Here is a 12,633-nt window from a genome sequence, read left to right on the forward strand (position 1 = left end):
CCACCTCGAAGCCGCCGGGTCGCAGACGCACCCGGCGGCTTCCGTATGTCCCCCGCCGGGTGACACCATCAACCCCTGGGTCGCATTCACGCCGTTTTCTTCCACGGACCCCCGCGCGCGATAATCGAACGCGGAGCCGCGGAATGAGGGAATGCTCGGACGTCCTAGCACTGGTCACTGACAGTAAAAGGGCGTGAGCGCGGCCCGTGTCACTACACACACCGGTGAAGGACAACCACTCATGACGACGCCCACGATCGAGCTCAAGCCCTCGGCCTCGCCACTTTCCGACGCGGAACGCGCCGCGATCCTGGCCAACCCCGGGTTCGGCCGCCACTTCACCGACCACATGGTCGTCATCAAGTGGACCGAGGGCCGCGGCTGGCACGACGGCCAGCTCGTGCCGTACGCGCCGCTCTCCCTCGACCCGGCCACGATGGTCCTGCACTACGCGCAGGAGATCTTCGAGGGCCTGAAGGCCTACCGCCAGCCCGACGGCACCGTCGCCACCTTCCGCCCGGAGAAGAACGCGCAGCGCTTCCAGGCCTCCGCCCGCCGCCTCGGCATGCCGGAGCTGCCGGTCGAGACGTTCATCGAGGCGTGCGACGCGCTGGTGAAGCAGGACGAGGCGTGGGTCCCGGCGCACGGCGGCGAGGAGTCCCTCTACCTCCGCCCGTTCATGATCGCGACCGAGGTCGGCCTGGGCGTGAAGCCCGCCAACGAGTACCTGTTCCTGGTCATCGCCTCCCCGGCCGGCGCGTACTTCCCGGGCGGCGTCAAGCCGGTGTCGATCTGGGTCTCCGAGGACCACGTCCGCGCCGTGCCGGGCGGCATGGGCGACGCCAAGACCGGCGGCAACTACGCGGCCTCCCTCCTCGCCCAGGCCGAGGCCGCCGAGCAGGGCTGCGCCCAGGTCTGCTACCTCGACGCGGTCGAGCGCAAGTGGGTCGAGGAACTCGGCGGCATGAACCTGTACTTCGTGTACGGCAACAAGATCGTCACGCCGACCCTCACCGGCTCCATCCTGGAGGGCGTCACCCGCGACTCGCTCCTCCAGGTCGCCCGCGACCTCGGCTACGAGGCCGAGGAGGGCCGCGTCTCCGTCGACCAGTGGCAGACCGACTCCGCCAACGGCACCCTGACCGAGGTCTTCGCCTGCGGCACCGCCGCGGTCATCACCCCGGTCGGCACGGTCAAGCGCACCGGCGCCGAGTGGCAGCAGAGCGCGGGCGAGCCCGGCGAGGTGACGGTGAAGCTCCGCCAGGCACTGCTGGACATCCAGCGCGGCACGGCCGAGGACCGGCACGGCTGGATGCACAAGCTGGGCTAGACGTCGCTGTTCGCCAGGGCCGTCCCGGAGGTCACCTCCGTGGCGGCCCTGCCGCTGTCCCGCCGGGGTGAGAGCAGGAGGTACGCGACTCCGCCCACGAGCCCCGACAGCAGGAAACTACAGTCCACCCCGCCGGTGAGGGACAGCAGCGGACCCTCGTACGACGGCAGCGACACCGCCAGCAGACCGACCGCCGCACCCAGCGCCCACGACACCGTGGCCGGGACGTTCCAGCCGCCCCGGAACCAGTAGATGCCGCCGCGCGCACGGCGGTTGAAGACCTGGAGGGCGTCCGCGTCGTACACCCCGCGACACCGCGCGAAGCCGATCAGCGTGATGACCGCCCACGGGGTGCCGATCGCCGTCAGCAGCAGCACGAAGGACGTCATCGCGTCCTGCGCGGACGAGGCGAAGTGGCCGACGAAGACGCAGGCCGTGGCGACGACGGCGACGGTGTAGGTCGCGGTGGCCCGGGAGGCGCGCGGCAGGATCGCGTCCAGGTCGAGGCCCATGGAGTAGAGCATCAGACCCGCGTTGCCCACCGAGCCCGCGGAGGCGGCCAGCAGGAGAGGGAGCAGGTACCAGGACGGGGAGGCGTCGACCAGGGGCCCGGCGTAGTCCAGCGCGGCGCGGGCCGCGTACGCCGTGAACGTGCCGAAGAGCTGCGGCACCAGCAGACCCAGCAGCAGCCCCAGCCACGTGGCGTGCAGGACCCGGCGGTCGGAGTGGCGGGCCGGGGAGATGTAGCGGGTGTAGTCGCCGAGGAGGGTGATGAAGGCGATCGGCCCGGACAGGCCCGCGGCCACCGCCGCCAGCAGCCAGGTGGGCCAGAAGCCGCCCAGCAGATAGCCGCCCGCCTCGGGCAGCGCGTCCGTCGTGAAGTCGGGGGCGTAGGCCACGACCCCGAGGACCAGCAGGGCCGTCATGCCGATCGCCAGCACCCGCGACATAGTGAGCAGCACCTTGTAGCCGTAGACCGCGCCCGCCACGGTCGCCGCCGCGAGCAGCCCGTAGATCACGCCGTACGACCATCCGCTCGCCGGCAGCCCGACCAGCCGGCCCAGCACGCCCACCATCACGTCACCGCCGATCCACACGGTCAGCGCGGTGTAGCCGAGGGCGAGGAGCAGGCCCACCACCGAGCCGACCAGGCGACCGCGGACGCCGAACTGGGCGCCGGAGGAGGTGGAGAGGTTCGTCGCGGTGCGCAGCGAGATCAGGGCGAGCGGGGCCGTCAGCAGGGTGCCGACCACCGTGCCCGCCACGATCGAGCTCACCGACGACCACCAGTCGAGGCCGAAGGACGGCGGCAGCCAGCCGAAGACGATCACGCCCAGACACAGGTTCGAGCCGAGCAGGATCGAGACGAGGTCGCGTGGCCCGCTGGTGCGTTCCTCGTCGGGGATGGTGTCGACTCCGCGCTGTTCCATCGGCATGCTGTGTCTCCCTCGGTTTGAGTGACGTTCAATGTGGGCTCAGCTCTGCTCTGTCGTCAACCCTTTGTTTAGTGGCAGCCTCGGTTTAGAGTGATGCTCTAAAGCGAAGGGAACGACATGCGGCTCACCCCCACCGAACGCGACCGCCTGCTGCTCTTCGGCGCCGCCGAGCTGGCCCGGGCGCGCAGGGCCCGCGGCCTCCGGCTGAACGTGCCGGAGGCCACCGCGCTCATCGCGGACACCGTGTGCGAGGCCGCCCGGGACGGCGCCCGGCTCGCGGAGGCCATCGAGCGCGCCCGAGCCGTCCTCGGCCCGGACGACGTGCTGCCCGGCGTCGCGGACGTCGTCACCGAGGTGCATGTCGAGGCCGTCTTCGACGACGGTTCGCGGCTCGCGGTCGTCTCCGACCCCATCGGGGGCGGGGAGACGGGTGAGGCCGCGCCGGGTGCGCTGCTGCCGGGGCCCGCGCACGCCGAGCCGGAGGCGGTCGTACGGCTGACCGTCACCAATACGGCCAGCGTCCCCGTCTCCGTCACCTCCCACTTCCACTTCTTCGAGGCCAACCCCCGCCTCGACTTCGATCGGGGGGCCGGGTACGGCATGAGGCTCGCCGTCCCCGCCGGGTCGTCGGTGCGGTTCGGGCCGGGGGAGTCGCTGGAGGTCGGGCTGGTGCCGATCGGCGGGGCGCGGGTCGCGATCGGGTTCGCCGGGCTCGTGGACGGGGCGCTGGACGCGCCGGGGGCGCGGGAGGAGGCGCTGCGGAGGGCTGCCGCCTGCGGATACCTGGGGGTCCAGGACATCGAGGGCATGGAAGACGTGGACGACGAGGAGGTCGCCGTATGAGCCGCCCCGGAGGGCACCCCGCCGAGGCCCGGCGCCTCACCCCGTACGAGTACGCCGCCACCCACGGCCCCCGCGCCGGCGACCGCGTCCGCCTCGGCGACTCCGGGCTGACGATCCGGGTCGAGGCCGACTCGCAGCAGTACGGCGACGAGTTCCTCGCCGGTTTCGGCAAGACCGCCCGCGACGGACTGCACCTCAAGGCCGCGGCCGTCCGCGAGACCTGTGACGTCGTGATCAGCAACGTCGTCGTGATCGACGCGGTGCTGGGCGTCCGCAAGGTGTCCATCGGCATCCGTGAGGGGCGGATCTGCTCCATCGGGCGGGCCGGCAACCCCGACACCCTCGACGGCGTGGACGTCGTGGTCGGCACCGGTACGTCCATCGTGTCCGGCGAGGGGCTCATCGCCACCGCCGGGGCCGTCGACACCCACGTCCACCTGCTGTCGCCGCGGATCATGGAGGCCTCGCTGGCGTCCGGGGTGACCACGATCATCGGGCAGGAGTTCGGCCCGGTGTGGGGCGTCGGCGTCAACTCGCCCTGGGCGCTGCGGCACGCGTTCAGCGCTTTCGACGCCTGGCCGGTCAACATCGGCTTCCTGGGCCGGGGTTCGTCGTCCCACGAAGCGCCCCTGATCGAGGCGCTGGCCGAGGGCGGGGCGAGCGGCTTCAAGGTGCACGAGGACATGGGCGCCCACACCCGGGCGTTGGACACGGCACTGCGCGTCGCCGAGGAGCATGACGTCCAAGTCGCCCTGCACAGCGACGGGTTGAACGAGTGCCTGTCGGTCGAGGACACCCTGCGGGTGCTGGTAGGCCGCACCATCCACGCCTTCCACATCGAGGGCTGCGGCGGTGGACACGTCCCGAACGTGCTGAAGATGGCCGGCGTCCCGAACGTCATCGGCTCCTCCACCAACCCCACCCTGCCGTTCGGCCGGGACGCGGTCGCCGAGCACTACGGAATGATCGTCTCCGTCCACGACCTCAAGACCGACCTGCCCGGCGACGCCGCCATGGCCCGCGACCGCATCCGCGCCGGGACCATGGGCGCCGAGGACGTGCTGCACGACCTGGGCGCGATCGGCATCACCTCCTCCGACGCGCAGGGCATGGGGCGTGCCGGTGAGACCGTCCGCCGTACCTTCGCCATGGCCGGGAAGATGAAGGCCGAGTTCGGCGCCGGGAACGACGACCACGACAACGAGCGCGTCCTGCGCTACATGGCCAAGCTGACCATCAACCCGGCCATCGCCCACGGGCTCGCGCACGAGGTCGGGTCGATCGAGGTCGGCAAGCTGGCCGACATCGTGCTGTGGCGCCCGGAGTACTTCGGCGCCAAGCCGCAGCTGGTGCTCAAGTCCGGGTTCCCGGCGTACGGGGTCGTCGGCGACCCGAACGCGGCGACGGACACCTGCGAACCCCTCGTCCTGGGCCCGCAGTTCGGGTCGTACGGCGCCACCCCCGCCGACCTCTCGGTGGCCTTCGTCGCGCAGGCCGCCGTCGACCAGGGCCACGACTCGATGCCGACCCGGCGCCGCAGGGTCGCCGTCCGCGGCACCCGCGGCATCGGACCGGCCGACCTGCGCCTCAACTCCCGTACCGGAGCGGTCGATGTCGACCAGCGCACGGGACTGGTGACCCTCGACGGCGAGCCACTGCGCTCGGAACCCGCCGAGTCCGTCTCCCTCAACCGCCTCTACTTCCTCTAGGACTCGCTCATGACCGTCTACCGCATGCCCGCCGAGTGGGAACCGCACGAGCGCACCTGGATGGCCTGGCCCAGCCCCAACCCGACGTTCACGAACGACGAGGAGCTGGCCGAGGCCCGTGCCGCCTGGGCGTCCGTGGCCCGTGCGGTACGCCGCTTCGAGCCGGTGACGATGGTGCACGGGCCGGGGCAGGGGGCGTCGGCCCGTGAACTGCTCGGTCCGGACGTCGAGTTGGTGGAGCGCGAGCTCGACGACGCGTGGATGCGGGACATCGGCCCGACCTTCGTGAAGGACCGGGCGGGGCAACTCGCCGCCGTGGACTGGACGTTCAACGGCTGGGGCGGGCAGGAGTGGGCCCGCTGGGAACACGACGCGAAGATCGCCGGGCATGTTGCCGACCAGACCGGAGTGGCGGTGCTGAGCAGCGCCCTCGTCAACGAGGGCGGCGCGATCCACGTGGACGGCGAGGGCACGGTCCTGCTCACCGACACCGTGCAGCTCGGCGCGGGCCGCAACCCCGACTGGACCCGGGAGCAGGTCGAGGCGGAGATCCACGCCCGGCTCGGCACCACCAAGGCCATCTGGCTCCCGCACGGCCTGGCCGGCGACTACGGCACGTACGGCACCCAGGGACACGTCGACATCGTCGCGGCCTTCGCGCGGCCCGGCGTCGTGGTCGTCCACAGCCAGCGCAACCCGGCCCACCCCGACCACGCCCGGTCCCTGGAGTACGTCGAGATCCTGCGCGGCCAGACCGACGCGCGCGGCCGCCGCCTGGAGGTCGTCGAGATCCCGGCGCCCACCGTCCTGAAGGACGAGGACGGCGACTGGGTCGACTACTCGTACATCAACCACTACCTCTGCAACGGCGGCGTCGTCCTCTGCGCCTTCGACGACCCGAACGACGAACTCGCCGCCGGCATCTTCCGCCGCCTCTTCCCCGACCGCACGGTCACCCTCGTCGACGCCCGCACGATCTTCGCGGGCGGGGGCGGCATCCACTGCATCACGCAGCAGCAGCCGAGGGCGGGCGTCAGGTAGAACGTACGGGTGAATGTGCTGACGCAGCTCCTGCCCGACGCGGTACCGGTGACCGCCGTATGACCACGCCCCGCCGGACCCCGGCCCCGCCGCGCGAGCGCATTCTCACCGCCGCCATGGAGATGATCGCCGACCGCGGCCTGGAGAAGCTGACCATGGCCGCGCTCGGGCGCGAGCTCGGGATGAGCAGCGGCCATCTCCTCTACTACTTCCGGTCGAAGGACGAACTGCTGCTCCAGACCCTGGAGTGGAGCGAGGGCCGGCTGGGCGGCGAGCGCGGCCGGCTCCTGGCCCGTACGGGCACCGCGCGGGAACGGCTCGATGCGTACGTCGACCTGTACGTCCCCGACGGTCACCGCGACCCCCACTGGACCCTGTGGCTGGAGGTCTGGAACCGCTCGCAGAGCGCTGCCGTCGAATCGGACGCCCGCGACCGCCAGGCCGCCATCGAGGGCGCCTGGCACCGTGACCTGGTGGCACTGCTGGCGGAGGGGGTCTCCCGGGGGGAGTTCCGACCGGTGGACCCCGACCGCTTCGCGGCCCGGCTGCGGGCGCTCCTCGACGGCTTCTCCATCCACGTCGCCATCGGCCTCCGCGGTACCGACCGACCGCAGATTCTCGGCCACGTACGGGAGTTCCTGAACGAGACCCTCCTCGCGGACGCCTGAGCCCGCGCCCGGGTTGTACTCAATTCGGGGGATTGCCCTGGGCTTTGTGATGCGCTTGCCTCATGGAGAGCCCTCGGCACAGGGCCGGGGGGAAACAGTGTCAGCGGGGGCAACGATGTCGAGGGGGCTTCGGGGGACGTCCGCCGTCTGCACTGGACTCCGTCGCCAGTAATGGAAATCTGGGGGGATCTTCCATGCGACTCGCACGCCGTACGACCCTGATCGCCACCGTCCTGGCCACGCTCAGCCTGGCCGCGTTACCGGCCTACGCCGGTCACCCCGCATCGCGCACCGAACGGGTCAGCGTCGACACCCACGGCCGACAGGCCGACGGTCCATCCAGCCGCCCCGTACTCAGTGCGAACGGCCGGTACGTCGCCTTCGTCTCGACCGCCTCGAACCTCGTCCCGGGGGACACCAACGGCGTCGCCGACGCCTTCGTCCGCGACCTGCGCACCGGCCGTACCGAACGCGTCGGTGAGGGCCCCGCGACGGGCGTGGCGCTCAGTGGTGACGGCCGCCGCGTCGTCGTCGCCACGGCCGCCGCGCTCACGCGGGACGACGACAACGGCCTCGACGACATCTACCTCGTCGACCGCCGCACCCACCGCACCGAACGCATCAGCCACGGCCACCCGGACGCGCCGCCGCGCTACCTGCTCAACTACTCGCCCGCCATCAGCGCCGACGGCCGCGTCATCGCGTACACCACGTCGACCCCGGACGCCGCGCCGGGCGACACCAACGGGCGCGACGACGTGATCGTCCACGACCGGCGTACGGGCAAGGACGAACTGGTCCAGTACCGCACCGACGGCACCCTCGGCGAGGCCGACTCCCTCGGGGCGGCGCTCAGCGTCGACGGCCGGTACGTGGCCTTCGAGTCGGCGGACCAGCTCGACCCGGCCCACGACTACACCCACGCCCGCAACGTCTACGTACGCGACCGCGTGGAGCGGACCACGGAACAGATCAGCCGGCCCACCAAGTACGTCTACAAGGAAGGCTCGTTCGGCTCGTCGCTCAGCGCCGACGCCCGTGTGTTCGCCTTCGCCTCCAACGTCCGCTCTCTGGTGCCCGACGACACCAACAAGGTCACCGACGTCTTCGTCTTCGACCGGGGGTCGCAGGCGACCGTGCGCGTCAGCACCGCCGCCGACGGCACTCAGGGCGACGGCGCGAGCTCCGGGGCGTACCTGAGCGGTGACGGTCGCCGGGTCGCCTTCGTGTCGGCCGCCACGAACCTCGTACCGGACGACACCAACGGCGTCGCCGACGTCTTCGTCAAGGACCTGCGCACCGGCGCGATCGAGCGGGTCAGCACGGCCGCCGACGGCACCCAGGCGGACGGCCCGGCGACCGGCGCCACGGCCCTGAGCGGCCATCGGGTCGCCTACGCGTCGGACGCCACGAACCTCGTGCCGGACGACACCAACGGGGTGACGGACCTCTTCGCCCGCCGCCTGCACTGACCGGAGCACCGAATGCCAGAAGGCCAGAAGGCCAGAAGGCCAGAAGGCCAGAAGGCCAGAAGGCCAGAAGGCCAGAAAAGACCGAACCAGCACAGGGGGACAAGCTCTTGTACGCCAGCACACGCACCGCACTCGCCGCCGCATTGGCCGCCGGGCTGCTCGCACTGTCCGCCACCACGGCGTCGTCCGCCCCGGCCCCGCACACCGAGCGCCTCGGCACCTCACCCACGGGCGAGCAGGGCAACAGCTACACCTACGGCCCCGAGTTCAGCGCCGACGGCCGCTTCGCGGTCTTCTCCTCGGAGGCCTCCAACCTGGTGCCCGGCGACACCAACGGACAACGCGACGTCTTCGTCCGCGACCTGCGCAAGGGCACCGTCGAGCGGGTCAACGTCAGCTCCGCGGGCGCCCAGGCCGACAACACGTCCACCTCGTTCGACATCAGCCGCGACGGCCGGTACGTCCTGTTCACCTCCCAGGCCCGCAACCTCGTCCACTGGGACACCCCGCCGCCCGCCGACGAATGGGTCGACGACGTCTATCTGCACGACCGGCGCACCGGAAAGACGGAACGGCTCAGCTTCGGTCTCGACGGCCGCTCCGTCGACGTCGGCGGCGCCGCCATGTCGGCCGACGCCCGCTACGTCGCCTTCACCGCCCGCCCCAACCGGATGGAGGCCGACGACCCCAACGGCTACCGGATGCTCTACCTCCTCGACCGCGAGACCGGGAAGGTCAAGCGCATCAGCGGGCGCGACCGTCCCGAGTGGACGTCGGTCGTGTACGACGTCAGCGACGACGGCAGCCGCATCGTCTACGACCAGTTCCAGTACCGCGGCCCGGGCTCGGCCCTGTGGGCGTACGACATCAAGAAGGGCACCCAGCAGCAGCTGAACGTCACCCCCGAGGGCACCCCGACCACCGTCATGGCCGTCGACGCCTCGCTCACCTCGAACGGCCGGTACGTCGCCTTCAGCTCCGGCGCCCCGGACCTGGTCCCGGACGACACCAACGGCGACACCGACGTCTTCGTGCGCGACCTGGAGACCGGCAAGATCCGGCGGATCACGCACAACGCGGAGACGGCCTTCGGCACCCAGAACCCCGAGATCAGCCCCGACGGCCGGTACGTCGCCTACGAGGCCACCCTGCGCGACCGCGACACGGGCTACTTCGGCGTCGGCAACGTCTACCTCCGCGACCTGCGCACCGGCACGGTCCGCCTGGTCAGCGAGTCGGTCACCGGCGGCACGGTCGAAGACGAGGCCGTCACCCTCTACTCCGTGAGCCGTGGCGGCAAGGAGGTCGGCCTCTCCTCCAGCTCCACGCAACTGGTGCCGGACGACACCAACGGGGTCACCGACGGCTTCGTCCGCCACCTGCGCTGACCAGCACAGGGTTCGCATTCTGAGACGGACGGTGAGCGCGGGGGCGACTTGTGCCAGACTGCCCCCGTGCTCTCGTTCGCCATGATTATTGGCAGCAGGCGCGCCGGTCCGCAGTGACCGTCTCGTACGACCAGGTACGGGCGGACACCGTCGTCCTCGACCCGCGCGCAGACCTCTCGCACCCGCGAGAGGTTTTTCGCTTTTCTGGCCCACCTGCAGCCGGAGGCGAGAGCGCGAGGGAGTATGTGGGGGCGGTGGAGCCGGTCATTCCGGTACGACCGAGATCCAATCCTCAGGAGCCTTGAGAACATGACCGAAACCAGCGAGCTCGACGATCAGTTCCACGTCTTCGACACCACCCTGCGCGACGGCGCCCAGCGGGAGGGCATCAACCTCACCGTCGCGGACAAGCTGGCCATCGCACGGCACCTGGACGACTTCGGCGTGGGCTTCATCGAGGGCGGCTGGCCCGGCGCCAACCCGCGGGACACCGAGTTCTTCGCCCGCGCGCAGGCGGAGATCGAGTTCAGGCACGCCCAGTTGGTCGCCTTCGGCGCGACCCGGCGGGCCGGTGCCAAGGCGAGCGAGGACCCGCAGGTCAAGGCCCTGCTGGACTCGGGCGCCCCGGTGATCACGCTGGTCGCCAAGTCCCACGACCGCCACGTCGAGCTCGCCCTGCGCACCACGCTGGACGAGAACCTGGAGATGGTCCGCGACACGGTGTCGTACCTGGTCGCGCAGGGCCGCCGGGTCTTCGTCGACTGCGAGCACTTCTTCGACGGCTACCGCGCCAACCCCGAGTACGCCAAGGCCGTCGTACGGGCCGCCTCCGAGGCGGGCGCCTCCGTCGTCATCCTCTGCGACACCAACGGTGGCATGCTCCCGGCCCAGGTCCAGGCGGTCGTGTCGACGGTGCTGGCCGACACCGGCGCCCGCCTCGGCATCCACGCCCAGGACGACACCGGCTGCGCGGTCGCCAACACCCTCGCCGCCGTCGACGCGGGCGCGACCCACGTCCAGTGCACGGCCAACGGGTACGGCGAGCGGGTCGGCAACGCCAACCTGTTCCCGGTGGTGGCCGCGCTGGAGCTGAAGTACGGCAAGAAGGTGCTGCCCGAGGGCAAGCTGCGCGAGATGACCCGCATCTCCCACGCCATCGCCGAGGTCGTCAACCTCACCCCCTCCACCCACCAGCCGTACGTCGGTGTCTCGGCGTTCGCCCACAAGGCCGGCCTGCACGCCTCCGCGATCAAGGTCGACCCGGACCTGTACCAGCACATCGACCCCGAGCTGGTCGGCAACACCATGCGGATGCTGGTCTCCGACATGGCGGGCCGCGCCTCGGTCGAGCTGAAGGGCAAGGAGCTCGGCGTAGACCTCGGCGGCGACCGAGAACTGGTCGGCCGGGTGGTGGAGCGCGTGAAGGAGCGCGAGCTCAAGGGCTACACGTACGAGGCGGCGGACGCGAGCTTCGAACTCCTCCTCCGCGGTGAGGTCGAGGGCAAGCCGCTGAAGTACTTCGGCGTCGAGTCCTGGCGCGCGATCGTCGAGGACCGCCCCGACGGCAGCCACGCCAACGAGGCCACGGTCAAGCTCTTCGCCAAGGGCGAGCGGATCGTCGCCACGGCGGAGGGCAACGGCCCGGTCAACGCCCTGGACAGGGCGTTGAGGGTGGCGTTGGAGAAGATCTACCCCCAGCTGGCCAAGCTCGACCTCGTCGACTACAAGGTCCGCATCCTGGAGGGCGTCCACGGCACGCAGTCCACGACCCGCGTCCTGATCTCCACGTCGGACGGCACCGGCGAGTGGTCCACGGTCGGCGTGGCCGACAACGTCATCGCCGCGTCCTGGCAGGCCCTGGAGGACGCGTACACATACGGCCTCCTCCGCGCCGGCGTCACCCCCGCCGAGTAACCCCTCACCACGAGCCCTCGGCGAGCCCCTCAAACTCGCCGAGGCTCATGAACCGCCCGTCGACCCAGACCTGACCGGGGGCGAGGCCGACGAGGCCGTCGGCGCTGCGAACACCGGGAACTCGGCGTCCCTGCCTTGTGGCCTCAACACGCGTCCCCCACCAGCTCGTCGAAGTCGTCCTCGCTCATCGCCCGCCCGTCCGCCCAGACTTCGCCGTCCTTCAGGGCGGCAAGGTCCTTGTCCGTGAAGGTGACCTCGCCGACGTAGTCCACGAAGTCCTCGTGCTCGTACGCCGTGAACTTCAGGTGGTAGGTCGCGCCGGACAGCATCCGCTGCGGCCCGACCGTGTCCGGGTGCCAGGAGTCGGGCGGTGTGAAGAGCGGGAACGTGGTGTCGGCGAGGGCGGGCATGGCCGGTGCCGACCAGCCGTTCGCGGCCTGATGGCCCCGGCGGCCACGGCCACCGTTCCGGTCGTCCGGGGAGGCCCGGAGCGTCACGCTGCCCGACTGGTCGTCGTCGCACGGCCGTACCCGCGCCATCGGCCGACCGTCCGCGTCCAGCCAGACGCCGACCAGCGACAGCTGCGCCGGACTGCACCCGCTGAGCAGCAACCCCCCGGCCGCAACACCCGCCGCCACGAACCCCACGCGTCTCACGCCCCGCCCCCTCCGTCGTCGTGCCGACCACATCACGCGGGCGACCGGTGGTACGACCACCGTTCGGCACCGGTCTCGTTGCGGTCGTACAACATGCCTGGTGGGAACGTGAGTTGAGGGTGCGCCGCGGGAGCCCGAATGGCTGATGTGATGCCTTGACGGGCGTGCGGGCCACC

General features: G+C 71.1%; 10 protein-coding genes. 8 read left to right on the forward strand and 2 right to left on the reverse strand.

The features are described 5' to 3' along the window. The first annotated feature begins 241 nt into the window (after positions 1-241). Positions 242-1,330: a branched-chain amino acid aminotransferase gene (locus IQ210_RS43500; protein WP_194084789.1), complete on the forward strand. Its 1,089-nt coding sequence runs from the start codon at positions 242-244 to the stop codon at positions 1,328-1,330. On the opposite strand, the gene IQ210_RS43505 is transcribed toward IQ210_RS43500, so the two are convergent. Beyond that, positions 1,327-2,766, reverse strand: a complete 1,440-nt coding sequence (locus IQ210_RS43505; protein WP_194084790.1) for a cytosine permease — start codon at positions 2,764-2,766, stop codon at positions 1,327-1,329. The two genes, IQ210_RS43500 and IQ210_RS43505, sit on opposite strands and share 4 nt — an antisense overlap. Before the next feature lie 117 nt (positions 2,767-2,883). On the opposite strand from IQ210_RS43505, the gene ureA reads away from it, so the two are divergent. The 7 genes from ureA to cimA all read left to right on the forward strand — a co-directional run bounded on the left by ureA (position 2,884) and on the right by cimA (position 11,801). Then, positions 2,884-3,609: an urease subunit gamma gene (ureA, locus tag IQ210_RS43510; RefSeq protein ID WP_194084791.1), complete on the forward strand. Its 726-nt coding sequence runs from the start codon at positions 2,884-2,886 to the stop codon at positions 3,607-3,609. After that, on the forward strand, positions 3,606-5,318 hold the full coding sequence (locus tag IQ210_RS43515; protein ID WP_194084792.1) for an urease subunit alpha: 1,713 nt from the start codon (positions 3,606-3,608) through the stop codon (positions 5,316-5,318). The genes ureA and IQ210_RS43515 overlap by 4 nt, the downstream gene beginning before the upstream one ends. Before the next feature lie 9 nt (positions 5,319-5,327). Continuing rightward, positions 5,328-6,359, forward strand: coding sequence for an agmatine deiminase family protein (locus tag IQ210_RS43520; protein ID WP_194084793.1), 1,032 nt, complete (start codon positions 5,328-5,330; stop codon positions 6,357-6,359). Positions 6,360-6,418: 59 nt separating this feature from the next. Then, positions 6,419-7,027 (forward strand): TetR/AcrR family transcriptional regulator, encoded by a 609-nt coding sequence (locus IQ210_RS43525; protein WP_194084794.1) that lies wholly within the window; start codon positions 6,419-6,421, stop codon positions 7,025-7,027. A gap of 194 nt (positions 7,028-7,221) precedes the next feature. Next, on the forward strand, positions 7,222-8,499 hold the full coding sequence (locus IQ210_RS43530; RefSeq protein WP_194084795.1) for a TolB family protein: 1,278 nt from the start codon (positions 7,222-7,224) through the stop codon (positions 8,497-8,499). Between the two features lie 107 nt (positions 8,500-8,606). After that, positions 8,607-9,887 carry a TolB family protein gene (locus tag IQ210_RS43535; RefSeq protein WP_194084796.1) on the forward strand — a complete coding sequence of 427 codons (1,281 nt, stop codon included), beginning with the start codon at positions 8,607-8,609 and terminating at the stop codon, positions 9,885-9,887. 309 nt (positions 9,888-10,196) lie between these two features. Further along, on the forward strand, positions 10,197-11,801 hold the full coding sequence (gene cimA, locus IQ210_RS43540; RefSeq protein WP_194084797.1) for a citramalate synthase: 1,605 nt from the start codon (positions 10,197-10,199) through the stop codon (positions 11,799-11,801). 143 nt (positions 11,802-11,944) lie between these two features. Here cimA and IQ210_RS43545 read toward each other — a convergent pair whose 3' ends face one another. Continuing rightward, positions 11,945-12,457, reverse strand: a complete 513-nt coding sequence (locus IQ210_RS43545; RefSeq protein ID WP_194084798.1) for a hypothetical protein — start codon at positions 12,455-12,457, stop codon at positions 11,945-11,947. Between the last annotated feature and the right edge of the window lie 176 nt (positions 12,458-12,633).

It is taken from the genome of Streptomyces justiciae (genome assembly GCF_015163075.1).
GTDB classification, from domain to species: domain Bacteria; phylum Actinomycetota; class Actinomycetes; order Streptomycetales; family Streptomycetaceae; genus Streptomyces; species Streptomyces justiciae.